Consider the following 26,176-nt stretch of genomic DNA (forward strand, 5'->3'; position numbering starts at 1 on the left):
CGTCCGCCGCCGTGTCACGCGGACGGATGCCGGACGGCCTGCTGGACCACGACGTCCGGTCGACCCCGTAGAGTGACGCGCAAGCCGTGGGGACATGTCACGAGGGGGCGCCGGTGAGCACTGGAGTGGACAACGGAGGAGGCTCCACGTCCCCGTCGTTCCCCTCGCTCCAACCTCGCCGGGAACAGAGCCCGCAGACTCCGCCGACGGTTCCCCTGCACCCCGAGGGACCTCCGCCGCCCGCGGCCGAACCGCCCCCGGCCGTCCCCCCGCCTCCGGCGCGGCCCCCCGCACCGCCGTACACCCCACCGCCCGCCGCCGCGCCGCGGTTCACGGCGTACGGTCCCGGCGGATACGCGCCCGCCGGATACGACCATGGGCCCGCGCGGGCCGTCGCCCCCGCCGCCCGCGGGGCTTCGGCCCGGATCTGGGCGGCGCTCTGCCTGGTGCTCGGGCTCGGGCTGATCGGCGGGGCGGTCGCCGGGAGCGCGATCAACCACAAGCCGCGGGCGGAGCCGCCGTTGGTGGACGGGAGCGTCAAAGCGTTCGCCGCCGTACGGGAGGTGTGGCGCAGCACGCCGGTCGACGCGCTGTTCCCGCGCACGGTGTCCGCCAACGGCGCGGGTCCCGGCGGGGCCGACCGCGCGTGGACCAGGATCGGCGTCGCCGCGCCCGGCGGCTGCGCCGCCGCCTTCGACCCGCTGCTCCAGCAGGTACTCGCCCCGGTCGGCTGCGCGCGCCTGCTGCGCGCGACCTACGTGGACAGCACGTCGACCTCGGTCACTACGGTGGGCCTGCTGGTCACCACCGCCGAGTCGGCCACCATGCGCGGGTTCAGCGGACGCTGGGCCTCGCAGCACCTCGGCGACCGCGCGGACCTGATCCCGCGTCCGGTGGCCTTCCCCGGCACGGCCGCCGACTCCTTCGGCGTGAAGCAGCGCGGCAGCTGGGACGTGCAGGTCTCCGCCGACCTGCCCTTCGTCGTGTACGCGGTCACCGGCTTCGCCGACGGGCGCACCCTCACCCCGCAGTCCGCCGACAAGGCCACCAAGTCCGGCGCCACCAGCGTGGCCGCCCAGGCCGGCCTCGGCTACGACGCGACCGGCCTGGCCTCGGCCGTCGACGACCGCCTGCACAGCGCGGTGACCGCGTTGCTCAGGCCGTCCAGCGGCCCCGGCGGTCCCGGCGCCACCGGTACGGAGAAGTCCCGATGAGCCGCCCCTCCCGTCTCCCGGCCCGCCGCCTGCTCGGCGCCCTGACCTCGCTCGCCGCGAGCGCCGCGGCCCTCGCCCTGGCCGCCCAGCCCGCCGCCGCCGACGCCGTGCGCAACGCCGACTGGGCGCTGAGCGCCCTGCACGCCGAGAGCGCGTGGCGTACGAGCCAGGGCGCGGGCGTCACGGTCGCGGTGCTCGACACCGGGGTGGACGCGACGCACCCCGACCTGACCGGCCAGGTGCTGACGGGCAAGGACATGGTCGGCTTCGGCGCCGGCCGCGGCGACCGCTCCTGGGCCCGGCACGGCACGGGGATGGCCGCCATCATCGCGGGGCACGGCCACGGTCCCGGCCACGACTCGGGCGTCATGGGCATCGCGCCCAAGGCGAAGATCCTGCCGGTGCGGGTGATCCTGGAGGACAAGGACCCGCAGCGGTCCAAGGCGCGTACGAGCAAGGGCAACGCGCTGCCCGACGGCATCCGGTGGGCGGTCGACCACGGCGCCGACGTCATCAATCTCTCGCTCGGCGACGACAGCGCCACCGCCGCGCCCGTCGCCGCCGAGGACGAGGCGATCCGGTACGCGCTCGGCAAGGGCGTCGTGGTCGTCGCGTCCGCGGGCAACGGCGGCGAGGAGGCCGACCGTTCCTCCTACCCGGCCGCGTACCCCGGAGTGATCGCGGTCGCGGCCGTCGACAGGAACGGGCAGCACGCCGCCTTCTCCACCCGCCGCTGGTACGCGTCCGTCTCCGCGCCCGGCGTCGACGTCGTGATCGCCGACCCGGACCGCACCTATTACGAGGGCTGGGGCACCAGCGCCGCCTCCGCGTACGTCTCCGGCGCCGCCGCCCTCATCAGGTCCGCCGACCCGAAGCTGAGCCCGGCCCAGGTCAAGCGGGTGCTGGAGGACACGACGCGGGACCGGCCCAAGGACGGGCGCAGCGACGAGATGGGCACCGGTCTGATCGACCCGGCCGCCGCGCTGAAGGCCGCCGCGAAGCTGAGGCCCGCGCCCCCCGTACCGGCCGCCGCCGGCTATCCGCGGACGTACTTCAGCCCCGGCCCCGCGCCGCCGGTCCGCGCGCCCGAGCCCGCCCGCTTCCTCGGCGACGGTGTCGCGACCGTCTTCGCCGTGGCCGGAGCCGCCCTGGTCGTGGTCGCCGCGCTGCTGTGGTTCCGCCCCCGCCGCGCGGGACGGCCCGCCCACGGTCTGTCGGCGGACGGCGGATAGGGTTCCGGGGTGGCGCTGAAGAACATCCCCGACCCCGGTTTCTCCGACGACGACGGCTCGGCCGACGCGGCACTGGCCGACGCGTTGACCGGCTACGCGCGGGACCCCGGGACGGAGGCGGCCGTGGTCGCCGCGCTGCACGGGGCCCGGCTGCTGGTGCCGGTGGTCGCGGTGCTCGGCGAGGCCGAGACCGGCGAGGACGGGCTGCGCCGCGAGAAGAGCAGCGACATGGCGGTGCCGACGATCCAGGCGCCGGACGGGCGGCGGGCGCTGCCCGCCTTCACCTCCGTGGCGGCGCTGGCCCGCTGGCGGCCGGAGGCGCGGCCGGTCGCCGTACTGCTGGCGCAGGCGCTCCAGGCGCTCGCGCACGAGGGGGCCGACACGCTGCTGATCGACCTCGCGGGGCCGGTCACGTACGAACTGACCGGACCCGCCCTGCGCGCCGCCGCCCTCGGGCCCGGCCGCGCGGACCCGACCGCCGACCCCGCCGTACGGGAGGCGCTGCGGGCCGCGGTGGCCGCCGAGCCCGGTGTCGTACGGGCGCACCTGACGCCGGGGACCGACGGCGACGGCACGCTCGGCCTGGTGCTGGCGCCGGACGCCGACGTCCAGGAGACCGGGCGCAGGATCGCCGCCGCGCTGGCCGCCGACGAGGTGCTGCGGGCGGGCCTGGTGCGCGGCCTCGACCTGGCGCTGCTGCCGCCGGGCGCCGTACTGCCGGGCGAGCCGCTGTTCGCGCGCTGAGACCCATGGACTGAGCCTCGGGCGCTGTGACCCGTGAGCTGAGACCGGCGGGCTGAGACCTATGAGCTGAGACCCGTGCGCTGGACCTCGTGCGCTGGACCTCGTGCGTCGAGCCGAAAGCCTTCGGGTGGGTGGCACCGCTCCAGAACGCCGTCCGGACCGGTTCATTTGCCCTAAATGACCCGAGATGTGGATTTCATCAGCAAGGCCGAGAATGGCGTGAGCAGGCTGTGCTCGTCACAAGGAGGTCCGATGGACAAGCGAACAGTGACCTGTGAATTCCTCGGCACGCTCCTGCTGGTCTTCTTCGCCGTGGGGGCCGCCGTGCTGTCCGGCGAGTACATCGGCACCCTCGGTATCGCGCTGGCCTTCGGCTTCGTCCTGCTCGCGCTGGCCTACACCTTCGGCCCCATATCCGGCTGCCACGTCAACCCGGCCGTCACGCTGGGCATGCTCGTCGCCCGGCGGATCACGGTGCGCACCGCCGTCGAGTACTGGATCGCGCAGTTCCTCGGCGCCATCGCGGGCGCCGCGCTGCTCCTGCTGGTCGCCAAGCAGGTGCCGGGTCTCAAGACGCACGGCGCCTTCGGCACCAACGGCTACGGCTACCGGTCCGCGGTCGGCATCAACACCGCGGGTGCCTTCATCGCCGAGGTGGTGCTGACCTTCCTGCTGGTCTTCGTGGTGCTCGCGGTGACCCACCGGGTCGCGGTGGTCGGCTTCGACGGCCTGCCCATCGGTATGGCGCTCGCCGTCATCCACCTGGTCGGCATCCCGCTGACCGGCACGTCGGTGAACCCGGCGCGGAGCCTGGGCCCCGCGCTCTTCGCGGGCAGCCCGGCGCTCTCGCAGCTCTGGCTGTTCATCGTGGCCCCGCTGATCGGCGGCGCGCTCGCCGCCCTGGTCCACCAGGTCACCCACCCGGCGCTGGTCGCCGCCAAGGCCGCGCGGGCCGCCGCCGTCGACGAGGCGCTGGCCGACAAGGGGGACGGCGCGACCGAGGCGTCATGAGGTCCCGCGGGCCGCGCCGCCCGGCACCGGCCGCGCCGGTCCCGGACCCCTCGGTGGCAGAGGTCAGACGTAGACGGGCCCGGTGTACTTCTCGCCGGGCCCCTGGCCCGGCTCGTCCGGCACCAGCGACGCCTCGCGGAAGGCGAGCTGGAGCGACTTGAGCCCGTCGCGCAGCGGGGCCGCGTGGAAGGAGCTGATCTCGGTGGCGCTCGCCGTCACCAGACCGGCCAGCGCCTGGATGAGCTTGCGGGCCTCGTCCAGGTCCTTGTGCTGCGGGCCCTCCTCGGCCAGCCCCAGATTCACCGCGGCGGCGCTCATCAGGTGCACCGCGACCGTGGTGATCACCTCGACGGCGGGCACATCCGCGATGTCGCGGGTGAGGCTGTCGAAGTCCGGGGTCTGTTGTTCGTCGCTCATGCCGCACACGATATGCCCCGTCCGGCGGATTACGGGCTTCGGTCAGCCTTTGGTATGGTGGGAGAACGACCGGCCGGGCACCCGTGTGTCCCGGCCATCAAGTGGAGGCTCCGATCTCCCACCTGGTTGGCCTTTCGGCCGACGGGTCCCCGGTCAGACGGTTTCCGGTCAGCATGACACCACCGGGCACCGTCCGATGCGCCCCGCGGAATAACGCGGCGGTGCTCCCCGGTTGTGAGGAGCCCCGCCTGTGTACCGTACGGGGCGTTTTTTGCGCCTTGGGTACGGGGTCGGAAGAACCAGACAGACTCATGCGCGGCTGTCGGCCAGTCAGCCGCGTGGTGCAACCGAGGAGGCCCCATCAGCGCCGAGCCCCGCATCAACGACCGGATTCGCGTTCCCGAGGTTCGACTTGTCGGTCCCAGCGGCGAGCAGGTCGGCATCGTGCCGCTTGCGAAGGCCCTGGAGCTTGCGCAGGAGTACGACCTCGACCTGGTCGAGGTCGCGGCGACCGCCCGTCCGCCCGTGTGCAAGCTCATGGACTACGGGAAGTTCAAGTACGAGTCGGCCATGAAGGCCCGTGAGGCGCGCAAGAACCAGGCGCACACGGTCATCAAGGAGATGAAGCTCCGGCCGAAGATCGACCCGCACGACTACGACACCAAAAAGGGTCACGTCGTCCGGTTCCTCAAGCAGGGTGACAAGGTCAAGATCACGATCATGTTCCGTGGTCGCGAGCAGTCCCGGCCGGAGCTGGGTTACCGGCTCCTGCAGCGGCTCGCGGAGGACGTCCAGGACCTCGGCTTCATCGAGTCGAACCCGAAGCAGGACGGCCGGAACATGATCATGGTCCTCGGTCCGCACAAGAAGAAGACCGAGGCAATGGCCGAGGCCCGCGAGGCGCAGGCCGCCCGCAAGGCCAGCCGCCTGGGTGAGGCCCCGGCCGACGACGACGACGTCTCCCACGACGAGGCCGTGTCCCACGACGACGTCGAGGTGCCGGACGAGGCCCAGGCCGACGCCTGAGACGAGACGAACACCCCGGAGCCTCCGGCTCCGGGCCGTAATGCAGGACTGACGCTCTCCGTGCGCCCACCGGCGGACGGGAGGGCCAGCGACGAGGAGACTACGGCGCCATGCCGAAGAACAAGACGCACAGCGGTGCGAGCAAGCGCTTCAAGATCACCGGCTCCGGCAAGGTGCTGCGCGAGCGCGCCGGCAAGCGCCACCTGCTTGAGCACAAGCCGTCCAGCAAGACGCGCGCCCTCACCGGCACCGTCGAGGTCGCCAAGTCGGACGCCAAGAAGATCAAGAAGCTTCTCGGCAAGTGACGGCGGTGCCCCGACGGGGGCACGCCGTTCCGATCCGGGACCTCATTCGCTTTCGGACCGTGTGAGCATCACCGCGGTCCCCTAGAAGGAGTTATCAAGTGGCACGCGTCAAGCGGGCAGTCAACGCCCAGAAGAAGCGCCGGGCAATCCTCGAGCAGGCCAGCGGTTACCGCGGTCAGCGTTCGCGCCTGTACCGCAAGGCCAAGGAGCAGGTCACCCACTCCCTGGTCTACAACTACAACGACCGCAAGAAGCGCAAGGGCGACTTCCGTCAGCTCTGGATCCAGCGGATCAACGCCGCTGCCCGCGCCAACGGCATCACCTACAACCGCTTCATCCAGGGCCTGAAGGCCGCCAACGTCGAGGTGGACCGCAAGATCCTCGCCGAGCTGGCCGTCAACGACGCGAACGCCTTCGCGGCGCTGGTCGAGGTCGCCCAGAAGGCGCTGCCTTCCGACGTGAACGCGCCCAAGGCGGCCTGACGCCGACACGCGCCCTGTTCACGGTACGGTTCCGGGCCCGCGGGTGGTTGTCCCCTGCGGGCCTGTGCCATGCCCGCTTCCCCCGGATCCGGAAGGCGAGTCACCCATGCCAGCCCCCGAGCTGACCTCGTTGCGTTCGACGCGCGTCACCGCCGCGCACCGGCTGGCCAAGCGCAGCTTCCGCGGCAAGGAGCGCCGCTTCCTCGCCGAGGGACCGCAGGCCGTACGGGAGGCCATCGCGCACCCCGGCACCGAGGGCGGCAGGACCCTGGTCGAGCTGTACGCCACCCCGGAGGCCGCCGAGCGGCACGCCGACATCGTGGCCGCCGCCCGTACCGTCGGCGCGCCCGTACTGACCGCGACCCCCGAGGTGATGGCGGAGATCTCCGACACCGTCACTCCGCAGGGCCTGGTCGGGGTGTGCCGCTTCCTCGACTCGCCGTTCGAGGAGATCCTGCGCGCCGGGCCCCGGCTGGTCGCTGTGCTCGCCAACGTCCGCGACCCCGGCAACGCCGGTACGGTGCTGCGCTGCGCAGACGCCGCGGGCGCCGACGCGGTGGTGCTCACCGACGCGTCCGTGGACCCGTACAACCCCAAGGCCGTACGCGCCTCCGCGGGCAGCCTGTTCCACCTGCCGGTCGCCGTCGGCGTGCCCGTCGACACCGCCGTGGCAGGACTGCGGGCCGCCGGGGTACGGGTGGTGGCCGCCGACGGCGCGGGCGGGCGGGACCTGGACGGCGAGCTGGACGAGGGCACCATGAACGGCCCCACCGCCTGGATCTTCGGCAACGAGGCGTGGGGCCTGCCCGAGGAGACCCGCGCGCTGGCCGACGAGGTCGTCCGCGTCCCGATCCACGGCCGCGCCGAAAGCCTCAACCTCGCGACGGCCGCCGCCGTCTGCCTCTACGCCTCCGCGCGGGCGCAGCGCGCGCCCGGAGGGTGCCGCAGCGTCACATCCACCTAGTAGGGTGGCGGCCCGGGGGCCCTGAAAGGGGAGTGGCGGGGATGGATGTGACGGTGCCAGAGGACGAGGCGCGCAGCGCCGTCCTGGGCCGGACCGCGCGCTCCGCGGGACCGCGGACCCCGGGGCCCGCGGGCCACGAAGCGGAATCGCGGGACACCGCGCCGCGCGCCGCCCGCCCCCTCGGCGCGGAACCGTTCGGCGTCGACTCCCTGGGCCTGGACCCGGACGACCTCCCCGACGGCCTGGTGGTCGCCGACGAGCGCGGCCGGGTGATCGCCTTCAACGCCGCCGCCGCCCGGATCACCGCCCTGCACCCGCGCGACGTGCTCGGCAAATCCGTGGAGCGCGCGCTGCCGCTGGAAGACCTCGAAGGCCGCCGCTGGTGGGCGCTCACCGACCCGTACGGCGGCCTGGCCATCAGGGTCGGCCAGCCGGAACGCAATCTGCTGCTGCCCGGCGGACGCGAAGTGCTGGTCGCCGCACGCTACGTGCGCGAATACCCCACGGGACCGGTGCGCCGTCTGGTGGTCTCGCTGCGCGGCACCGAGGCCCGCCGCCGTACCGAACGCAGCCACGCCGAGCTGATCGCCACCGTCGCGCACGAACTGCGCTCGCCGCTCACCTCGGTCAAGGGCTTCACCGCGACCCTGCTCGCCAAGTGGGAACGCTTCACCGACGACCAGAAGAAACTCATGCTGGAGACCGTCGACGCCGACGCCAACCGGGTCACCCGGCTGATCGCGGAACTCCTCGACATCTCCCGGATCGACTCCGGCCGCCTGGAAGTGCGCCGCCAGCCGGTGGACATGGCGGCGGCCGTGCAGCGGCACGTGGACGGCCATGTCGCCGCGGGCCAGCGGGCCGACCGCTTCCGGGTGCGGGTCACCCAGCCGCTGCCCGCGCTGTGGGCCGACCCCGACAAGGTCGACCAGGTCCTCGGCAATCTGCTGGAAAACGCGGTGCGGCACGGCGAGGGGACTGTCACCATCGACGTAGAGCCCTCGTTCTCCGCGCAGGAGCGGAGCTGCACCGGCACAGCGGTGACCGTGAGCGACGAGGGCCCCGGCATTCCGGAGGAGTCGATGGGCCGCGTCTTCACCCGCTTCTGGCGGGGCAGCAAGCGCGGCGGCACCGGCCTCGGGCTGTACATCGTCAAGGGCATCGTCGAGGCGCACGGCGGCACCATCTCCGTCGGCAGGGCCCCCGGCGGCGGCGCCCAGTTCCGATTTATTCTGCCCGTCGGGGCACCCGCTTTCATGGCCTGACCGGCCGCGCGGGCAGAGCGTTCGCCGGGGATGTCGTCCCGGCGGACCCCCGGCGGGCGTGATCAGGCGGTCCACGCGGCGCCGGTAGAATCGGGCTTCGGTATGTGTCCGGTCGGGCAGAGCCTCCACTCGGAGACTCCGTCCTGGGAGGCGCCCCCACCACCATCCACTGCGGAACGGGAAAAGATGTCGGCACCGAACAAGTCGTACGACCCTGTGGAGGTCGAGGCGTTGAAGCCGGAGGAGATCGAGCGGATGCGCGACGCGGCGCTGGCCGCCGTCGCCGCCGCCACCGACCTCGACGCGCTCGCGCACGCGAAGACCGCGCACACCGGCGGCGCCTCGCCGCTGGCGCTCGCCAACCGCGAGATCGGCGCGCTGCCGCCGCAGGCCAAGGCGGAGGCGGGCAAGCGCGTCGGCCAGGCGCGCGGCGCGGTCAACAAGGCGCTGGCCGCCCGGCAGGCCGAGCTGGAGGCGGAGCGCGACGCCCGCGTGCTGGTCGAGGAGGCCGTGGACGTCACGCTGCCCTACGACCGGCGCCCGGTCGGCGCGCGGCACCCGCTCACCACGCTCTCCGAGCGCATCGAGGACATCTTCGTGGCCATGGGCTACGAGGTCGCCGAGGGTCCCGAGGTCGAGAGCGAGTGGTTCAACTTCGACGCCCTCAACTTCCCGCCCGACCACCCCGCCCGCGAGACCCAGGACACCTTCTTCGTCGAGGGCCCCGGCGGCAGCGGCGAGTCCGGCGTGGTGCTGCGCACCCACACCTCCCCGGTGCAGATCCGCGCCCTGCTGGAGCGCGAGCTGCCCGTCTACGTGATCGCGCCGGGCCGCGTCTACCGCTCCGACGAGCTGGACGCCACCCACACCCCGGTCTTCGCGCAGGTCGAACTGCTCGCCGTGGACGAGGGCCTGACCATGGCCGACCTCAAGGGCACCCTCGACCACATGGTGGTCTCGCTGTTCGGCGAGGGCATGACGACGCGGCTGCGGCCCAACCACTTCCCGTTCACCGAGCCGTCCGCCGAGATGGACATGCTCTGCTACGTCTGCCGCGGCGACTCGGTCGGGAACCCCGACCGCCCCTGCCGCACCTGCTCCTCCGAGGGCTGGATCGAGCTGGGCGGCTGCGGCGTCGTCAACCCCAGGGTGCTCACCGCCTGCGGCGTCGACCCGGAGAAGTACAGCGGTTTCGCGTTCGGCTTCGGCATCGAGCGGATGCTGATGTTCCGCCACAGCGTCGAGGACATGCGAGACATCGTCGAGGGTGATGTGCGCTTCACCCTTCCGTTCGGGATGGAGATCTGATGCGGGTCCCGCTTTCTTGGCTGCGGGAGTACGTCGAACTGCCCGCCGGTGAGACCGGCCGCGACGTCCAGGCCAAGCTCATTTCCGCCGGTCTCGAAGTCGAGACCGTCGAACAGCTCGGCGCCGGGCTCAAGGGCCCGCTGGTCGTCGGCAAGGTGCTGACCATCGAGGAGCTGGAGGGCTTCAAGAAGCCGATCCGCTTCTGCACGGTCGACGTCGGCGACGCCAACGGAACCGGCGAGCCGCAGGAGATCGTCTGCGGCGCCCGCAACTTCGCGGTCGGCGACAAGGTCGTCGTGGTGCTGCCAGGCGCCGTGCTGCCCGGCGACTTCGCGATCGCCGCGCGCAAGACGTACGGCCATGTCTCGCACGGCATGATCTGCTCCGCGCAGGAGCTGGGCATGGGCGACGACCACGAGGGCATCATCGTGCTGCCGCCCGAGCACGAGGTGGGCACCGATGCCGTCGAGTTGCTCGAACTGGTCGACGAGGTCCTGGACATCGCCGTCACGCCGGACCGCGGCTACGCGCTGTCGATGCGCGGCGTCGCCCGCGAGGCGGCCATCGCGTACGGCGTCTCGCTGCGCGACCCGGCGCTGATCGACGTGCCCGCGCCCAACGCGTTCGGCTACCCGGTCAAGGTCGCCGACCCGGTCGGCTGCGACCGCTTCACCGCCCGTACGGTCACCGGTCTCGACCCCGAGGCGCGGTCGCCGATCTGGCTCCAGCGCAGGCTCCAGAAGGTCGGCATGCGGCCGATCTCGCTGGCCGTGGACATCACCAACTACGTGATGTTCGAGCTGGGCCAGCCGCTGCACGCCTACGACCGCTCGCGGATCGAAGGGCCGATCGGGGTGCGCCGCGCGCTGCCCGGCGAGAAGCTGACGACGCTGGACGACGTCGAGCGCACGCTGGACCCCGAGGACCTGGTCATCACGGACGACTCCGGGGCGATCGGCCTCGCGGGCGTGATGGGCGGCGCGAACACCGAGATCGCCGCGCCCGCCACCGACCCGGAGACCGGCGTCGTCACCGGCACCACCGAGATCGTCATCGAGGCCGCGCACTTCGCGCCGGTCACCATCGCCCGCACCGCGCGCCGCCACAAGCTCGGCTCCGAGGCGTCCAAGCGGTTCGAGCGCGGCAGCGACCCGCAGGCCACCTCGGCCGCGGCCCAGCGCGCGGTCGACCTGCTGACGGGCCTGGCGGGCGGCACCGCGGACCCCGGCGTCACCGAGGTCGTCTCGCCGTCGGCCCCGCGCACCGTCGCGATGGCCGCCGACCATCCGGACCGCGTCGCGGGCACCGAGTACGGCCGCGAGACCGTCGTCCGCCGCCTCCAGGAGATCGGCTGCGACGTCTACGGCAGCGACGAGCTGATCGTCACCGTGCCGAGCTGGCGCCCCGACCTGGCCTTCCCCAACGACCTCGCCGAAGAGGTCATCCGGCTCGAAGGCTACGAGAATCTGCCGTCGACGCTGCCCAAGCCGCCCGCCGGACGCGGGCTGACCGAGTCGCAGCTCCTGCGCCGCCGGGTCGGCCGGGCCCTGGCCGGCGCCGGATACGTGGAGGCGCCGAGCTATCCCTTCGTCAGCGCCGAGGTCTTCGACCAGCTCGGGCTCGACGCGGACGACCCGCGCCGCCGCACGGTGACCGTCGCCAACCCGCTCTCGGACACCGAGCCCGGTCTGCGCACGACGCTGCTGCCCGGTCTGCTGGCCACGCTGCGCCGCAATCTGGGCCGCGGCACGCACGACCTGGCGCTCTTCGAGACCGGTCTGGTCTTCCTGCCGACCGGCGCGGAGAAGACGCCGCCGCGTCTCGCGGTCGACCGCCGTCCGACGGACGCGGAGATCGCGCGGCTCCAGGAGGCGCTGCCGGACCAGCCCCGCCGGGTCGCCGTCGTGCTCTGCGGCGCCCGCGACCGTAGCGGCTGGTGGGGCGCCGGACACCCGGCGACCTGGGCCGACGCGGTCGAGGCGGCCCGTACCGTGGCCCGCGAGGCCGGGGTCGAGCTGAGCGTCCGCCAGGACCAGCACGCCCCCTACCACCCGGGCCGCTGCGCCGCGCTGTACGCGGTGGTCGACGGCCAGGAGACGCTGGTGGGCAACGCGGGGGAGCTGCACCCGAGGGTCACCAAGGCGCTCGGCCTGCCCGAGCGGACCTGCGCGATGGAACTGGACATGGACCAGGTCGAGCGCGCGGGCGGCGACCGGCCCACCGGGCCGCGGGTGTCCACCTTCCCGGTGGCGACCCAGGACGTGGCGCTCGTCGTCGACTCCTCGGTCCCGGCCGCCGACGTCGAGCGCGCGCTGCGCGACGGCGCGGGTGAACTCCTTGAATCGCTCCGGCTGTTCGACATCTTCACCGGCGAGCAGATCGGCGAGGGCCGCAAGTCCCTCGCCTACGCGCTGCGCTTCCGGGCCCCCGACCGCACGCTGACGGCCGAGGAGACCACGGCGGCGCGTGACGCGGCGGTCGCCAGCGCCCACGCCCTCACCGGGGCGGTGCTGCGCGGCGCCTGACGGCGCGCAGGACCCGAGAGAGGGGCCGTCCCGGACGCACCGGGGCGGCCCCCTTCGTCTTTCGGGCAGCGCTCAAGGGTTTCGTCGCTCATTCGAGTGATTACCCCGTTCGGCGGGCCACTTGTGCGCGGGGAATGGCCAGAATCGGTCGGGATGCGGGAGCCGGGCATGCGGGCCGCGGCTCCGACGCTGCCGCGACCGCGGCTTCTGGGGGGAGCCGGGCGGATGATCCGAAACCGGGCAGTCCGTGCGCTGCGAAGGGTGCCGTGGGCGCTGGTACCCGCCGTGTGGGTGGCGGTGATGGGCGTGCTCACCTGGCAGTTGTCCGAAGGCGCGGACGTGCTGCCCGCCCTCGCCGTGACACCCGCGGTGGCCTGCGCGGCGGGCGCCCGGCGGCTCTGGGTGTTCGGCAGCGGGCTGCTGGCGCTCGGCGTGCTGGGCGCGGAACTGGCCGACGACTCCTTCGACGGCTTCGGCCCGGTGCTCGGCGCCGCGGCCACCGTGGTCGCGGTGATAGCCGCGGCGATGTGGACCGCCCGCCGCCGGTCGCTGCTCTGCGACGAGCTGGACCGTACGCGGGAGATCGCCGTCGCCGCCCAGCAGGTGCTGCTGCGGCCGTTGCCGCGCAGAGCGGGCGGCTGGACGGTGGCGGGGGAGTACGTGTCGGCCAGCCGGGGCGCTCACGTCGGCGGCGACTTCTACGAGGTGCTGGCCACGCCGTTCGGGGTGCGGGCGCTCATCGGGGACGCGCGCGGCCACGGCCTGCCCGCGATCGGCATGGTCGCCGCGCTGCTCGGCAGCTTCCGCGAGGCGGCCCATCAGGAACCCGAACTGGCGGGCGTGCTGCGGCGGTTGGACGGGGCCCTGCGACGCCATCTGCGGGAGCGGACCCGCGGTGAGCACCCGGCGGCGGCCGGTGTCCCGCCACAGGATCCGGTCGCCGAGGAATTCGCCACCCTCCAACTTGTCGAGCTCGCCGACGACGGCGCCTACCGGATCGTCAACTGCGGCCACCCGCAGCCGTATCTGCTCGACGCCGCGCCCGGTCCGCTGCCGATCGGCGAACCCCTGCCGCCGCTGGGCCTGTTCGACCCGGCGCGGACGGCCGCACCGGCCGCCACCGGCCATGTGCCGCCCGGCGACGGGCTGTTGCTCTGCACCGACGGCATGCAGGACGCGCGGGACGCCGAGGGCGTCTTCTTCCCGCTGGCCGACGCCCTGGCCGACGCGGCCGACGTACGCCCCGGCACCCCGCTGTCCGGCCGCGCCGTCGCCGCGGACCTGCGCGCCGCCGTCCTGCGGCACGCCGCCGACCGCCCCGCCGACGACGTGGCCCTGCTGGTGCTCGTCCGGGACGGCGTACGGCCGGCGGCCCGGCCGCGTACGGCGGCGCTCTCCGGAGTGCCGCGCCGCTGAACGCCCCCTTCCTTGGTAGATATGGGCGGATTGCTCGCCTCTACGAAGGAAGGGGACGGCGTGGTGACAGTGACCGGGCACAGCGCCCCCGCACACGGCGTCGCGCCCGCCGCCGTATCGGCCGCGGAACTCCTGGCCGTCATCGGCCCCGCGGGTCCCGAACGCACCGCGATGCTGGTCGCGCTCGGGCGCGGGCTGCGGCCCGGCGGGCGCAGGACCGGGGTGGCGCGGGTGTACGGCCCCGGGTCCCCCGACCCGTACGACCGCGTCGGTGAACTCCTCGACCTGGCGGCCGTCCACGCGGGCCTGCGTGTCGGTGCCCGGCGCATCCACGAAGCCCTGGCCGCCGCCGGGCTCACCCTGGCCGACCACCCGGACCCGGAGCGGCCGGGCGTCGTCCCCCGCCGCGCCCGCTTCGAACACCTGGGGGTCTGCGACCAGCTTCTCCTGGCCGTCGCCCTGGCCCTCATCCCGGCCCCGGACGTCCTCCTGGTCGACCCCGCCGACCTCGCCGTTCCGGCCGAGGGCCGGATCTGGGCCCGCCTCCGCGGGGTCGCCGCCGCGGGCACCCTCGTGATCGCCGCCGCCCCCACGGCGGACGTGGCGGGCGACCACGCCCACCGCACCGTGGTGCTCCCGCACGGGGCCGCCGTTTGACCGCCGGTAACCACCGGCACGTGGACGGCCTTCGACCTGCCGGTCACTACCGGCCCCGGTGGGGCGGTTGCCGCATCCCCCCGACCACCCGCCGGTGATGGGTTTCCCGCGCAGTTCCTCGCGCCCCTTCGGCCACGCGCCGTAGCCCGGCCGGGTGTTCGCCGACTTCCGGTGCGTTGTGGTTGCTCGCGCAGTTCCCCGCGCCCCTTCGGGGGCGAGGGTGCTCGGCTGGGTGCGCTGGGTTTTTAGGGGCGCGGGGAACTGCGCGGCCGGCCGCGGCGGTGGTGCGCTGTGCGGACCGGCCTCAGCGGGGCAGGTCCTGTGGGGGTCCGGGCCGGAGGCCCGGTGGTTACGCGGGAGCCGGGAGCGCGGCGGCGGGGTGGGGGCGGACGTACGCGCTACGTGGAAGCCTGGAGCGCAGCGACGACGGCTGAGGTGAGGGCGTCGAGCTGCGCTCGGGAGTAGGCGGCGCGCATGACGGCCAGACGCCAGTAGAGCGGGCCCGCGATGAGGTCGAGGGCGAGTTCGGGATCGGCGCTGGGGGACAGCTCGCCGCGCGCGGCGGCCTGGCGTATGACGGCGACGGTGATCCCGCCCTGGGCCTCGCGCAGCGCGGTGCGCAGCGTGTCGGCCAGCTCGGGACTGCGAGCGGCCTCGGCCAGCAGATCGGGGATGATCTGCGCCGCGACCGGATGCCGCAGGGCCCGCGCGCTGACGTCGAGCAGGGCGCGGACGTCCCCGTACAGCGTGCCGGTGTCGGGCACGGGAAGGCCCTGCGCGGCGAAGTCGGACACCATGTCGAGGACCAGCGGCAGCTTCGAGCGCCACCGGCGGTACACGGCGGCCTTGCCGACCCCCGCGCGCCGGGCGATGCCCTCCATCGACATGCGCCCGTATCCGACGGCGGCCAGCTCGGCGAAGACGGCCGCCCGGATCGCCTCGGTGACGTCCTCGCGCAGCACGGCGGCGCCCGCCGGGGCGCGGCGCGGACCGCCGGTCGTCGTGGACGGAGAAGCGGCCTCGGCGGAGTCGGTCATGCGAGCGATCCTAACCCGACGTGACGACGGAACGGTTGCGTTCCATCCCGTGACTGCTCTACCGTCGACCGTGACGACGATACGGGCCCGTTCCGTCGTTGCGCAGATGTCTCCCCATGCCCGTCACCCGAAGGCAGCCGCCCATGCCCGTCGCCTCTCCCGCCGTGATCACCGCCCCGCGCGCACCCGCGCGGCCGGGCCCCGCGGACCTCGCTCCCGCCGCGCTCGCCGCCGCCCACGGCCTGACCGTCAGCGGCGCCCGCCCCGGAATCGTGGAGTACACCCGGCGGCTCTGGGCCCGCCGCCACTTCGTCACCGCCTTCGCCGGTGCCCGGCAGGCCGCCCTCTACAGCGACGCGCGCCTCGGCCAGCTCTGGCAGGTGCTCACCCCGCTGCTCAACGCGGCCGTCTACTTCCTGATCTTCGGACTGCTGCTCGGCGCGGGCCGCGGCGTCACGGACTACATCCCGTTCCTGTGCACCGGGGTCTTCGTCTTCACCTTCACCCAGTCGGCCGTCCTCGGCGGCGCCCGCTCGCTGACCGACAACATCGGACTCGTCCGCGCCTTGCACTTCCCGCGCGCCTGCCTGCCGATCGCCGCCACCCTGCTCCAGCTCCGGCAGCTCCTGCTCTCCCTCGGCGTGCTCTCGGTCATCGTGGTCGCCGAGGGCATCCCGGTCACCGCCCGCTGGCTGCTCGCCGTCCCCGCGCTGGCCCTCCAGTCGCTCTTCAACGCGGGGCTGGCCCTGGGCCTGGCCCGCGTCGGCGCCAGGACCACCGACTTCGCCCAGGTGCTGCCCTTCGTGCTGCGGACCTGGATGTACGTCTCCGGGGTCTTCTACGACCTCTCCCGGTTCACCGTCGGCGCGCCGCACGCCGTCGCGGTGATGCTCAACGTCAACCCCGCCCTGGTATATGTCGGTCTGATGCGTTTCGCGCTGATCGACAGCGTCACCCGCGAACAGCTCCCGCCGCACATCTGGCCGCTCGCGGTCGGCTGGGCGGCCGTGGCCGCCTGCGCCGGGTACGCGTTCTTCTGGTCGTCGGAGGAGGAGTACGGCCGTGGCTGAACCAACGGACGAGGCAACGCAGGAGACCGCGCTGAACGCCGTCCCGAACAGCGCCAGGGGCCTGGCCCCCGAGCTGGCCGCCGCCCTGGACCCGAAGATCGCCCCGGAGGTCGCCCCGCGCCTGGTCCGGCCCCTGGTGCCCACCGTCATCGTCGACGGACTGCACGTCGTCTACCGGATCTACGGCGCGGGCACCGGCCGGGGCAACGCGACCTCCGCCCTGCACCGGCTGGTCTCCCGCAGGGCCTCGCCGAACGTCCACACCGTGCACGCGGTCAGGGGCGTCACCTTCACGGCCTACCGCGGTGAGGCGATCGGCATCATCGGCTCCAACGGCTCGGGCAAGTCCACCCTGCTCAAGGCCATCGCGGGCCTGCTCCCCGCCGACCGCGGCCGGGTCTACACCGACGGCCAGCCGTCCCTGCTCGGCGTCAACGCCGCCCTGCTCAACGACCTGACCGGCGAGCGCAACGTCATCCTCGGCGGCCTGGCCATGGGCATGTCCCAGGAGGAGGTGCGCGAGCGGTACGACGGCATCGTCGAGTTCTCCGGGATCAACGAGAAGGACGACTTCATCTCGCTGCCGATGCGGACGTACTCCTCCGGCATGGCCGCCCGGCTGCGGTTCTCGATCGCGGCGGCCAAGAACCACGACGTGCTGATGATCGACGAGGCGCTGGCCACCGGTGACCGCGCCTTCCAGAGGCGCTCGGAGGACCGGATCAGGGAGCTGCGCAAGGAGGCGGGCACCGTCTTCCTCGTCAGTCACAACAACAGCTCCATCCGCGACACCTGCGACCGCGTGATCTGGCTGGAGAAGGGCGAGCTGGTGATGGACGGCCCGACCGAAGAGGTCGTCGCCGCCTACGAGGAGCACAGCGGCGGCGGCTGAACCGCTGGTCGCGGCACATGTCGATGCCGTCGGGGCTTGAAGTACGGAGCCCGCTCCTGCATCGTCTCCAGGGAGATCACCGCGCCGGGGCGGCTTTCGAGGGGCCCGTACCCGGCGCGGGTGCGGGGACACCGGTACCCGGACGGCTCGCGGTCACGAGCCGATGTGGTGCCGGCCACTGTGTTCACAGCACAGTGCGCCACGATTCTCTGCGTCGTCGGCACATTGTCGGGTGTATCCGGGCTTTCTAGCCTCGGACCCAGGGCCTCGGAGTACCCGGGGCCGCCCGGCCCCATCGACCAGGCTCCCGTCCCGCACCGCGTCGAACCAAAGGACGACAGCAATGACCAGGAAGCACCTCAAGCCGTCCGTCGCGGTCGCGGCATGTGCGGTCGCGGCCGTAACGCTCGCCGCCTGCGGTTCCGGCTCAGGCTCCGGCGCCAAGGCGAGCGCAGGCCCGACCTCGTACGTCTCCGGCGGCACGTTCAACGTCGGGCTCAACGACGACCCGGGCAGCCTCTCGCCGCTCACCGGGGTCTCGCTCGTGCAGCGCCAGCTCGTGCCGTACGCCTACGAATCGCTCGTCTACACCTCGGGGGACGGCCAGTCCCTGCCGTGGCTCGCGCAGAGCTGGACGCAGACCCCCACCTCCGTGACGTACACCCTCAAGGACGGCGTCACCTGTTCCGACGGCAGCACGTTCACGGCCGCGACGGCCGCGAACAACATCACCTACCAGGCGGACGCCAAGCACGGCACCTTCTGGCACGGCTCCGACGTCACCGCCGACATGAAGGCCACGGCCGAGGGCAACAAGCTCACGATCACCTCGAAGACCAGCAACCCGTTCCTGCTCAGCATGACGGGCGAGGTCGAGATGGTCTGCCAGGGCGGCCTCGACAAGCCCGACTCGCTGAAGAACGCGACCAACGGCACGGCGCTGTTCCACCTGACCACCGCCAAGGCGGGCAACGAGTACGTCTACACCAAGCGCACCGACTACACCTGGGGACCCCGGGGCGTCACCAGCAGCACCAAGGGGCTGCCCGACAAGGTCGTCGGGAAGGTCGTGACCGACGAGTCCACGGCGGCGAACCTGCTGCTGTCCGGCGGACTCAACGCGGCAGGCGTGGCGGGCACCGACCGCGACCGCCTCCAGGCCGCCAAGCTGGCGTCCAAGGGCGTGCCGAACCCGATCGGCGAGATGCTCTTCAACGAGCGCTCCAGCCGGCCGACCTCCGACGAGCGCGTGCGCAAGGCGCTCACACTCGCCCTCGACCGCTCCTCGGTCGGCGACCTCGTCACCAACGGCCACTCCGAGGAGATGAAGTCGCTGGTCGTCCAGGCGCCGTTCCTGTGCGTCAAGGGCGGCCCGAAGTGGACGCTGCCCGCCACCGACAAGGCGAAGGCCGGCGCGCTGCTGGACGAGGCCGGGTACCCGGCAGGCTCCGGCGGCAAGCGCTCCAAGGACGGCAAGCCGCTGACCATCCGCTTCCTGTACGACGCGGGCACGCCCAGCCACTCCGCCGCCGCCGAGGAGATCCAGGCCGAGTGGAAGGAGATCGGCGTCGACACCAAGCTCGTCGCCGAGGACCCGACCGGCTGGTCCACCGACCTCTACCAGTCCTACGACTGGGACACCGGCTTCATCCAGCTCGCCCCCAACAAGCCCTCCACGCTCAGCCTGTTCTTCCTCGGCGCCACCAGCGAGAAGGGCGGCTACAACTTCATGGACGTGCGCAACCCCGCGTACGACGACCTGGCCAAGCAGGCGATGACCGCCAAGGACACCACGGCGGCGTGCGACCTGTGGCAGAGCGCGGAGAAGGAACTGATCGACCGGGCCGACGCCTACCCCCTCGCGCAGACCGCGGCGCCGACCTTCTTCAACAAGGCCACCGCCGACGTGCCCTGGGGCATCGCGCCGACGACCATCCGCATGCTGGGCTGACGGCATGACGATCCCTTCGAACGCGGTCACCACCGCCGCGCCCCCCGAGCAGGCCGAACCGGCCGCCGCTCGGGCCGGGCGCCCCCGGCTCCTGGCCGGATCGCCGAGGCTCGAATTCGTCCTGCAACGACTGCGTCGCGCGGCGATCTCGTTCGCCGTCGTGCTGGTGGCGTCGTTCTTCATGGTCCAGCTCGTGCCGGGCGACCCGGTACGAGCGGCCCTGGGGCCCACCGCCCCGCTGTCGACGGTGAACGCGCTGCGCCAGCAGCTCGGCCTCGACCAGTCGCTGTGGGCCCAGTTCACCCACTACGTCACCGCGCTGCTGCACGGCGACCTCGGTACGTCGATCACCTCGCAGCGACCGGTCTCCCAGATCCTCGGCGAGCGGCTGCCCACCACGCTGCTGCTGGCCGTGATCTCCTTCCTCGTCGCCGTCGTCGGCGCCTTCCCGATCGGCGTCGCCACGGCGGTCTCGGCCCGGAGCGGTCGCCGCCGCTTCCTCGACCTCGGGGTGTCGGGACTGCTCGGCATCCTCATCGCGATCCCGAACTTCCTGCTCGCGGTGCTGCTCATCGCGACCCTCGGCGTCGGCCTGCCGCTCTTCCCGCCCGCGGGATGGGGCACGCCCGGCCAGGCGGTGCTGCCCGTGCTCGCGCTGGCCATCGGGCCGCTGGCCTACCTGGCCCGGATCGTGCACATCGAGATGCTGCGCGTGCTGGACGCCCCGTACCTGACCACCGCGCGCAGCAAGCGGCTGCCCGGCCGGCTGCTGTACCTGCGGCACGCGCTGCCCAACATCGTCACCGCCACCCTCACCGCGGGCGGCGTGGTGCTGGTCGGACTCGTCGCGGGCACCGTGCTCGTGGAGACGGTGTTCACCGTGCCCGGCATCGGGTCCACGATCGTCTCCTCGATCACGGCCAAGGACTACCCGCTGATCCAGGGGATCGTGCTCGTGTACGCGCTGCTCGTCCTCGGGGCGAACCTCGTCGTGGACCTCGCCATCGCGGTCCTGGACCCGCGCTCGACGATCGCGGAGGCATGACCATGCTGCGCCGTACCCTCCTCACCCCGCAGGGCATCGCCGTACTCGCCGGTCTCACGCTCGTCGTGCTCGCCGCGGTCGTCGGCCCCTTCGTGTTCGACCACGCGGCCACCACCCGGAACATCGCGGGCCGCCAGGCACCGGTCAGCCTCTCCCACCCCTTCGGCACCGACGAACTCGGCCGCGACCTGTTCGCCCGCACCGTCGTCGCCACCCGCCTGTCGGTGCTGCTGACCCTGGGCGCCGCGGGCATCTCCGTCGCGGGCGGCGTCGTGCTCGGCATCGTCGCCGCGGTGCTGCCGCGCGCGCCGCGCCGCCTGGTCACCGCCTTCATCGACATCCTGCTGTCGTTCCCGTGGCTGCTGCTCGCGCTGTTCTTCTCCGTCATCTGGGGGGCGACGGCGCGCGGCGCGATGTTCGCGATCGGTTTCGCGGGCGTCCCGGTCTTCGCGCGCCTGGTCTCCACCCTCGCCTCGTCGGTCGCCAACACCGACTACGTGCACGCCGCGCGGCTGGTCGGAAGCCCGCCGCTGCGCACCGCGCGGCGGCACGTCCTGCCGAACATCCTGCCGCCGCTGGTCGTCAACATCGCCGCGCACGCGTCGGCCACGCTGCTCTCCTTCGCCGCGCTGTCCTTCCTCGGCCTGGGCGTGCAACCCACGCAGTACGACTGGGGACGGCTGCTCAACGAGGGCTCCAAGCGCATCTACTCGGCGCCCATGGCGGCGATCGGGCCGGGCATCGCGATCGTGCTCACCGGTGTGCTGTTCTCGCTGCTGGGCGAGGTGCTCAGCCAGTCCCGCGCCCGGACCGTGCACGCCGTACGCCCCCGGTCGGACGGCGCGGGCGTCACCCCGGCCGAGGGCGAGGCCGTCGCCGAGGTGAAGAACCTGCGGGTCTCCTTCCGCGCCGACGACGGCTCCCTGGTCCAGCGGGTGCACGGCGTGGACCTGACGATCGGACCGGGGGAGGTCGTCGGCATCGTCGGCGAGTCGGGCTCCGGCAAGTCGGTCACCGCCATGGCCCTGGCCGGACTGCTCGGCCCCGAGGCGCTGGTGGAGAGCGAACGCCTGGTCTTCCGCGGCATCGACATGGAACGGCGGCCCAGGGCCGCCGAGCGCCGCAGGCTCGGCCTGGAACAGGCGATGATCTTCCAGGACCCGCTGTCCTCGCTGAACCCGGCCCTCACCGTCGGCCGGCAGCTCACCGAGGCCAGCGAGATCCACGCGGGTGTGGCGCGCGGCGCCGCGACGAAGCGGGCCCTGGACGCCCTCGCCCTGGTGCGCATCCCCGACCCGGAACGGCGGATCCGGCAGCTGCCCCACGAGTTCTCCGGCGGCATGCGGCAACGCGCCATGATCGCGATGGGCCTGATGGGGACGCCCCGGCTGATCATCGCCGACGAGCCCACGACCGCCCTGGACGTGACGGTGCAGCGGCAGGTGATGCGCGCGCTGCGCGACGCCCGCGAGCGGACCGGCGCCGCGATCCTGCTGATCTCCCACGACATCGCCCTGGTGAGCGGCTTCTGCGACCGCATCGCCGTCATGCGGGACGGCGTGGTGGTCGAATGGCTGGACGCGCGACGGCTGGACGAGGCGCGGCACCCGTACACGCGCGGTCTGATCGCCTGCGTGCCCGACATGACGACCGACAGGACCCGCGCGCTGCCGGTGGTCGGCGTCGCCACACAGGAGGAGGCGACCGCGTGAGCACGCTCGAATTCGACCACGTCACGGTGCGCTTCGGCCACGGCCGGGCCGCCCAGATGGCCGTCGACGACGCCTCGCTCGTCGTCCGCTCCGGCCGGACGCTCGGGCTCGTCGGCGAGTCGGGGTCGGGCAAGTCGACCATGGCGCGGGTCGCCGTGGGGCTGGCGCGCGCCGACGCGGGCACCGTACGCCTCGACGGTGTCGACCTCACCGCCCGCTCGCGCGAGGCCAGACTGGCCCGCCGCCGGGTGCAGATGGTCTTCCAGGACCCGCTCGCGGCGCTCGACCCGCGGATGCCCGTGGGCGTCTCCGTCGCGGAGGGCCTGCTCGCCACCGGGCGGCGGCTCAACCGGACCGACCGGGAGGCACGGGTCCGCGAACTGCTCGACCTCGTCCACATCGACCCGTCCCGGGCGGGCGACCGACCGGCCCGCTTCTCCGGCGGCCAGCGGCAACGGATCACCATCGCGCGGGCGCTGGCGGCCGAACCCGCCGTACTCGTCGCCGACGAGATCACCTCGGCGCTCGACGTCAGCGTCCAGGGCGTGGTCCTCAATCTGCTGCGCGAGCTCCAGAGCGAACTCCATCTGACCATGCTGTTCATCTCGCACAACCTCGCCGTGGTGCGCTACGTGAGCGACGAGGTCACCGTCATGCGGGCCGGCCGCGTCGTCGAGGACGGGCCCACCGACGCCGTGCTCGCCGACCCCGCCAATCCCTACACCCGCGAATTGCTGCGGTCGATCCCCGTGATGGGAAGGCCGCTCGACCTCGACGACACCGCCGACCTCGATGACACCGCCGACCTCGACACCAGCCTCGACCTCGACGGCACCCCTCGACCCTGAAGACCCCTGAGATCCGGAGGAACACCTGAGATGCGGTCGCCCATGAGCCCCGTGCCCGACCTCGTCCTGCGCCGCGCGCGCATCCCGCGCACCCCGGGGCAGTGGGACCTCGTGCTGCGCGACGGCCTGATCGAGAGCGTCGCGCCGACCGGCGGCGACCTCCCGGCGGCGGCGGCCCTCGACCTCGACGGGCGCTTCGTGCGCCCCGGCCTGTGGGACGCGCACACCCACTTCGACCAGTGGGTCATCCGCAGCCGCCGGGTCGACCTCGCCCCCGCCACGTCCGCCGCGCACGCGGCCACGATCATGCGCGACGCGCTGGCCGCCACCGCGTCCGACCTCCTGGTCGGCTACGGCTTCCGGGACGCGCTGTGGCCCGACGCCCCGAGCCTGGCCGCCCTCGACGCGATATCGGCCGACCGCGGCCTGGTGCTCGTCTCCGGCGACCTGCACTGCGGCTGGCTCAACTCCGCCGCCGCGCGCCGCCTCGGCGTGCGCCCGCCCGAGGACGGCGTGCTGCGCGAGACCGAGTGGATCGGAACGCTCGACGTCCTCGACCGCGACCACCGGCCCGAGGCCGCCGACCACCGGGCCGCGGCCCAGGCCGCAGCGGCCAGGGGCGTCGTCGGGATCGTGGACTTCGAGAACGCCGACATCACCCGCTTCTGGCCCGAGCGGGTCGCCGCCGGAGTGACCGCGCTGCGCGTGGAGGCGTCGGTGTGGCCCGACCGGCTCGACGACGCGATCGGCCGCGGCCTGCGGACCGGCGACCTCCTCGAACCGAGCGGGCTCATCACCATGGGGCGGCTCAAGATCGTGGTCGACGGCTCCCTCAACACCCGTACGGCGCTGTGCTGGGACCCCTATCCGGGGCTGCCCGCCGACCACCCGCACCCGTGCGGGGTGCAGTCCGTCGCACCCGAGCGCGTCGGGGAACTGCTCGCCCGCGCGGACGCGGCGGGCATCGCGGCGGCCGTCCACGCCATCGGCGACCGCGCCAACACCCAGGTGATCGACGCCTTCGAGCGCCTGGGCATACCGGGCACCGTCGAGCACGCCCAGCTCGTGTCCGCCGCCGACTTCGCCCGCTTCGGCCGGCTCGGCCTGGTCGCGAGCGTGCAGCCCGAGCACGCCATGGACGACCGCGACGTCGCCGACACGCACTGGGCGGGCCGCAGCGACCGGGCGTTCGCGTTCCGCTCGCTGCTGGACGCGGGGGCGACCCTCTCGCTCGGCTCCGACGCGCCCGTCTCGCCGCTCGACCCGTGGGTGGCGATCAGCGCCGCCGTCTCGCGCAGCCGCGACGGCCGCGAGCCGTGGCACCCGGACGAGCGGATCACCCGCGAGGCGGCCCTGTCCGCGAGCGCCCGCGGCCGGATGGACGTGACGGCCGGTGACCCGGCCGACCTCGTCGTCCTCGACGAGGACCCGCTGGAGCTGGACGCCGAAGCGCTGCGCACCCTGCCGGTCGCCGCCACCGTGCTGGGCGGCCGGCCCACCTGGACGAACCTGTAGGAGATCCGATGCCCACCCTCATCACCCCCGCCGGCATCGAGGTCCATTACGAGACCGACGGCGACCCGGCCGGGCGTCCGCTGGTGCTCGTGCACGGCGGCGGCGCCCAACTCATCGGCTGGCACGACGCGTTCGTGGCGCTGTTGGCCGACGCGGGCTTCTACGTCGTACGCCCGGACAACCGGGACGTCGGGCTCTCCCAGCAGACCGGCGGACCCGACGAGTTCGCCGCCACGTACGACCTCTCCGACATGGCCGACGACGTCGTCGCGCTCCTCGACCACCTCGGCATCGGCCGCGCGCACCTGGCCGGTATGTCGATGGGCGGCTACATCGCGCAGTTGGTCGCGATCGAGCACCCCGGACGGGTCGCGAGCCTGGGCCTGATGTCGACCTCGCCGTCGAGCGAGCCGGAGTTCCTGGTCGGGACGCACGGGGACGGTCAGCCGGTGTCGCGGGCGCCCGAACGGCTGGACCGCGCGGCCTACATCGAGATGTTCGTCGGCGGCCAGCGGAACTACCAGTCGCCGGGCTTCCCCTTCGACGCCGAGGAGTCGGCCGCCCTCGGCGCCCGCTACTACGACCGGGTCTACCGCCCCGACGGCCTGGTGCGGCAGTGGAACGCCATGCTGCGCGGCCCGTTGGAGCGCCGCGACGACCTGCGCGAGGTCACGGTGCCGACGCTGGTCATCCACGGGCGCGGCGACCAGTCCCTGCACTGGCGGGCCGCGCTGGCCTTCGCGGAGATCATGCCGCGGGCCGAGGTGCACCTCTACGAGGAGATGGGCCACGACATCCCGCGCGAGCTGTGGCCCGACTTCGTCCGCGCGTTCGCGCGCACGGCGGCGCGAGCGGAGCGGAGCGACCATGCGTGAGACCCCCGAGTACACCGGCGGCGGCCTCGCCTGGGCCGCGGACCTGCTGCGCGGACACCCCTGGGCGACCATGGTGTCCAACGGCGCCGACGGCGCGGGGCCCGTCGTCTCGCACTACCCGTTCCTGATCGAGGAGCCCGAGGAGTCCGGCGCCCCAGAAGACTCCACGGCCCCCGGCGAACTGGTGCTGGTCAGCCATGTCGGCCGCCCCGACGAGGCGCTGCACCGGCTCGGCACCCAGGAGCTGTGCGTGGTCGTCTACGGCCCCAGCGGCTACATCTCGCCGAGCTGGTACGACCTGCCCACCGCCGTACCCACCTGGAACTTCGCCGCCGCCCACCTGTACGGCGTGCCCGACATCCTCCCGGACGAGGAGAATCTGGCCGTCCTCGACCGGCTCGTGGCCCACTTCGAGGCGCCCGTGCCCAACCCGTTCCTGATGCGCGGCACGGCGGAGAACGCCGCCTACGCGCAGCGCATCGTGCACGGCACGGTCGGCTTCCGCATGCGGGTCACCCGCGCGGTCACCAAGGAGAAGATGAGCCAGGACAAGCCAGAACCGGTCGTCGCGCGCATCCTCGCGGCGCTCGACGGGGACGGCCCGTACGCGAACCCCGGCCTTGCCGCGCGGATGCGCGCCGTGCGCGACTGACCGCGCCGTGCCC

24 protein-coding genes are annotated in these 26,176 nt (G+C 73.2%); 22 read left to right on the top strand and 2 right to left on the bottom strand.

Annotation, left to right across the window (positions count from 1 at the left end; all coding sequences use genetic code 11):
- Nucleotides 1–113: 113 nt before the first annotated feature.
- The 4 genes from ACIO6U_RS21225 (at nt 114) to ACIO6U_RS21240 (ending at nt 4,201) form a co-directional block, all read left to right on the top strand.
- Entirely contained in the window at nt 114–1,214 is a 1,101-nt protein-coding gene (locus tag ACIO6U_RS21225) for a hypothetical protein (RefSeq protein ID WP_401721236.1), read from the top strand.
- Entirely contained in the window at nt 1,211–2,446 is a 1,236-nt protein-coding gene (gene mycP, locus ACIO6U_RS21230; protein WP_401721239.1) for a type VII secretion-associated serine protease mycosin, read from the top strand. Before ACIO6U_RS21225 ends, mycP begins: the two co-directional genes overlap by 4 nt.
- Before the next feature lie 9 nt (nt 2,447–2,455).
- A complete protein-coding gene (locus tag ACIO6U_RS21235) occupies nt 2,456–3,190 on the top strand; it encodes an SseB family protein (RefSeq protein WP_401721242.1) in 735 nt (244 codons plus the stop codon).
- A gap of 252 nt (nt 3,191–3,442) precedes the next feature.
- On the top strand, nt 3,443–4,201 hold the full coding sequence (locus ACIO6U_RS21240; protein WP_355332870.1) for an MIP family channel protein: 759 nt from the start codon (nt 3,443–3,445) through the stop codon (nt 4,199–4,201).
- A gap of 63 nt (nt 4,202–4,264) precedes the next feature.
- On the opposite strand, the gene ACIO6U_RS21245 is transcribed toward ACIO6U_RS21240, so the two are convergent.
- On the bottom strand, nt 4,265–4,618 hold the full coding sequence (locus ACIO6U_RS21245) for a DUF1844 domain-containing protein (RefSeq protein ID WP_188281368.1): 354 nt from the start codon (nt 4,616–4,618) through the stop codon (nt 4,265–4,267).
- 360 nt (nt 4,619–4,978) lie between these two features.
- Between ACIO6U_RS21245 and infC the strand changes: the two genes are divergently transcribed.
- The 9 genes from infC (at nt 4,979) to ACIO6U_RS21290 (ending at nt 14,566) form a co-directional block, all read left to right on the top strand.
- Nucleotides 4,979–5,644, top strand: a complete 666-nt coding sequence (gene infC, locus ACIO6U_RS21250; protein WP_355333576.1) for a translation initiation factor IF-3 — start codon at nt 4,979–4,981, stop codon at nt 5,642–5,644.
- Nucleotides 5,645–5,754: 110 nt separating this feature from the next.
- Nucleotides 5,755–5,949, top strand: a complete 195-nt coding sequence (gene rpmI / locus ACIO6U_RS21255; RefSeq protein ID WP_327291998.1) for a 50S ribosomal protein L35 — start codon at nt 5,755–5,757, stop codon at nt 5,947–5,949.
- A gap of 98 nt (nt 5,950–6,047) precedes the next feature.
- Nucleotides 6,048–6,431 (top strand): 50S ribosomal protein L20, encoded by a 384-nt coding sequence (gene rplT, locus ACIO6U_RS21260; RefSeq protein WP_018564305.1) that lies wholly within the window; start codon nt 6,048–6,050, stop codon nt 6,429–6,431.
- A gap of 106 nt (nt 6,432–6,537) precedes the next feature.
- A complete protein-coding gene (locus ACIO6U_RS21265; RefSeq protein WP_401721246.1) occupies nt 6,538–7,395 on the top strand; it encodes a TrmH family RNA methyltransferase in 858 nt (285 codons plus the stop codon).
- A gap of 209 nt (nt 7,396–7,604) precedes the next feature.
- A complete protein-coding gene (locus ACIO6U_RS21270) occupies nt 7,605–8,660 on the top strand; it encodes an ATP-binding protein (RefSeq protein ID WP_391161384.1) in 1,056 nt (351 codons plus the stop codon).
- A gap of 186 nt (nt 8,661–8,846) precedes the next feature.
- Complete coding sequence (gene pheS, locus ACIO6U_RS21275; protein ID WP_401721248.1) at nt 8,847–9,968, top strand: phenylalanine--tRNA ligase subunit alpha; 1,122 nt, start codon at nt 8,847–8,849, stop codon at nt 9,966–9,968.
- Nucleotides 9,968–12,493, top strand: coding sequence for a phenylalanine--tRNA ligase subunit beta (pheT, locus tag ACIO6U_RS21280; protein ID WP_401721251.1), 2,526 nt, complete (start codon nt 9,968–9,970; stop codon nt 12,491–12,493). Before pheS ends, pheT begins: the two co-directional genes overlap by 1 nt.
- A gap of 261 nt (nt 12,494–12,754) precedes the next feature.
- Entirely contained in the window at nt 12,755–13,909 is a 1,155-nt protein-coding gene (locus ACIO6U_RS21285; RefSeq protein WP_401306855.1) for a PP2C family protein-serine/threonine phosphatase, read from the top strand.
- A gap of 60 nt (nt 13,910–13,969) precedes the next feature.
- Nucleotides 13,970–14,566 (top strand): hypothetical protein, encoded by a 597-nt coding sequence (locus tag ACIO6U_RS21290; protein ID WP_401721254.1) that lies wholly within the window; start codon nt 13,970–13,972, stop codon nt 14,564–14,566.
- A 398-nt stretch (nt 14,567–14,964) separates the two neighbouring features.
- Here ACIO6U_RS21290 and ACIO6U_RS21295 read toward each other — a convergent pair whose 3' ends face one another.
- The gene (locus ACIO6U_RS21295; RefSeq protein ID WP_355332851.1) at nt 14,965–15,603 is read right to left on the bottom strand and encodes a TetR/AcrR family transcriptional regulator; all 639 of its coding nucleotides are present in this window, start codon (nt 15,601–15,603) and stop codon (nt 14,965–14,967) included.
- Nucleotides 15,604–15,746: 143 nt separating this feature from the next.
- On the opposite strand from ACIO6U_RS21295, the gene ACIO6U_RS21300 reads away from it, so the two are divergent.
- The 9 genes from ACIO6U_RS21300 to ACIO6U_RS21340 all read left to right on the top strand — a co-directional run bounded on the left by ACIO6U_RS21300 (nt 15,747) and on the right by ACIO6U_RS21340 (nt 26,163).
- Nucleotides 15,747–16,673 carry an ABC transporter permease gene (locus ACIO6U_RS21300; protein WP_401721256.1) on the top strand — a complete coding sequence of 309 codons (927 nt, stop codon included), beginning with the start codon at nt 15,747–15,749 and terminating at the stop codon, nt 16,671–16,673.
- Between the two features lie 136 nt (nt 16,674–16,809).
- The gene (locus ACIO6U_RS21305) at nt 16,810–17,565 is read left to right on the top strand and encodes an ABC transporter ATP-binding protein (protein ID WP_401721610.1); all 756 of its coding nucleotides are present in this window, start codon (nt 16,810–16,812) and stop codon (nt 17,563–17,565) included.
- Nucleotides 17,566–17,908: 343 nt separating this feature from the next.
- On the top strand, nt 17,909–19,516 hold the full coding sequence (locus ACIO6U_RS21310) for an ABC transporter substrate-binding protein (RefSeq protein WP_401721259.1): 1,608 nt from the start codon (nt 17,909–17,911) through the stop codon (nt 19,514–19,516).
- Nucleotides 19,517–19,520: 4 nt separating this feature from the next.
- Entirely contained in the window at nt 19,521–20,561 is a 1,041-nt protein-coding gene (locus ACIO6U_RS21315) for an ABC transporter permease (protein WP_355332846.1), read from the top strand.
- Complete coding sequence (locus tag ACIO6U_RS21320; protein ID WP_391160977.1) at nt 20,558–22,273, top strand: ATP-binding cassette domain-containing protein; 1,716 nt, start codon at nt 20,558–20,560, stop codon at nt 22,271–22,273. The genes ACIO6U_RS21315 and ACIO6U_RS21320 overlap by 4 nt, the downstream gene beginning before the upstream one ends.
- Nucleotides 22,270–23,121 (top strand): ABC transporter ATP-binding protein, encoded by an 852-nt coding sequence (locus ACIO6U_RS21325; protein ID WP_401721263.1) that lies wholly within the window; start codon nt 22,270–22,272, stop codon nt 23,119–23,121. Before ACIO6U_RS21320 ends, ACIO6U_RS21325 begins: the two co-directional genes overlap by 4 nt.
- A 30-nt stretch (nt 23,122–23,151) precedes the next feature.
- The gene (locus ACIO6U_RS21330; protein WP_401721266.1) at nt 23,152–24,636 is read left to right on the top strand and encodes an amidohydrolase; all 1,485 of its coding nucleotides are present in this window, start codon (nt 23,152–23,154) and stop codon (nt 24,634–24,636) included.
- Nucleotides 24,637–24,644: 8 nt separating this feature from the next.
- Nucleotides 24,645–25,511, top strand: coding sequence for an alpha/beta fold hydrolase (locus ACIO6U_RS21335; RefSeq protein WP_391160970.1), 867 nt, complete (start codon nt 24,645–24,647; stop codon nt 25,509–25,511).
- A complete protein-coding gene (locus tag ACIO6U_RS21340) occupies nt 25,504–26,163 on the top strand; it encodes an FMN-binding negative transcriptional regulator (protein WP_401721270.1) in 660 nt (219 codons plus the stop codon). The genes ACIO6U_RS21335 and ACIO6U_RS21340 overlap by 8 nt, the downstream gene beginning before the upstream one ends.
- Nucleotides 26,164–26,176 lie beyond the last annotated feature (13 nt).

This window comes from Streptomyces sp. NPDC087422, assembly GCF_044744145.1.
In the GTDB taxonomy this organism is placed as follows: domain Bacteria; phylum Actinomycetota; class Actinomycetes; order Streptomycetales; family Streptomycetaceae; genus Actinacidiphila.

What these genes read in the sequence shown, in the direction of transcription:
- mycP (WP_401721239.1), top strand. Translation starts at nt 1,211, where the DNA reads ATGAGCCGCCCCTCCCGTCTCCCGGCCCGCCGCCTGCTCGGCGCCCTG.
- pheT (WP_401721251.1), top strand. Translation starts at nt 9,968, where the DNA reads ATGCGGGTCCCGCTTTCTTGGCTGCGGGAGTACGTCGAACTGCCCGCC.
- ACIO6U_RS21335 (WP_391160970.1), top strand. Translation starts at nt 24,645, where the DNA reads ATGCCCACCCTCATCACCCCCGCCGGCATCGAGGTCCATTACGAGACC.
- rpmI (WP_327291998.1), top strand. Translation starts at nt 5,755, where the DNA reads ATGCCGAAGAACAAGACGCACAGCGGTGCGAGCAAGCGCTTCAAGATC.
- ACIO6U_RS21245 (WP_188281368.1), bottom strand. Translation starts at nt 4,618, where the DNA reads ATGAGCGACGAACAACAGACCCCGGACTTCGACAGCCTCACCCGCGAC.
- pheS (WP_401721248.1), top strand. Translation starts at nt 8,847, where the DNA reads ATGTCGGCACCGAACAAGTCGTACGACCCTGTGGAGGTCGAGGCGTTG.
- ACIO6U_RS21330 (WP_401721266.1), top strand. Translation starts at nt 23,152, where the DNA reads ATGCGGTCGCCCATGAGCCCCGTGCCCGACCTCGTCCTGCGCCGCGCG.
- ACIO6U_RS21340 (WP_401721270.1), top strand. Translation starts at nt 25,504, where the DNA reads ATGCGTGAGACCCCCGAGTACACCGGCGGCGGCCTCGCCTGGGCCGCG.
- ACIO6U_RS21320 (WP_391160977.1), top strand. Translation starts at nt 20,558, where the DNA reads ATGACCATGCTGCGCCGTACCCTCCTCACCCCGCAGGGCATCGCCGTA.
- ACIO6U_RS21240 (WP_355332870.1), top strand. Translation starts at nt 3,443, where the DNA reads ATGGACAAGCGAACAGTGACCTGTGAATTCCTCGGCACGCTCCTGCTG.
- ACIO6U_RS21295 (WP_355332851.1), bottom strand. Translation starts at nt 15,603, where the DNA reads ATGACCGACTCCGCCGAGGCCGCTTCTCCGTCCACGACGACCGGCGGT.
- ACIO6U_RS21265 (WP_401721246.1), top strand. Translation starts at nt 6,538, where the DNA reads ATGCCAGCCCCCGAGCTGACCTCGTTGCGTTCGACGCGCGTCACCGCC.
- ACIO6U_RS21300 (WP_401721256.1), top strand. Translation starts at nt 15,747, where the DNA reads ATGCCCGTCGCCTCTCCCGCCGTGATCACCGCCCCGCGCGCACCCGCG.
- ACIO6U_RS21310 (WP_401721259.1), top strand. Translation starts at nt 17,909, where the DNA reads ATGACCAGGAAGCACCTCAAGCCGTCCGTCGCGGTCGCGGCATGTGCG.
- ACIO6U_RS21315 (WP_355332846.1), top strand. Translation starts at nt 19,521, where the DNA reads ATGACGATCCCTTCGAACGCGGTCACCACCGCCGCGCCCCCCGAGCAG.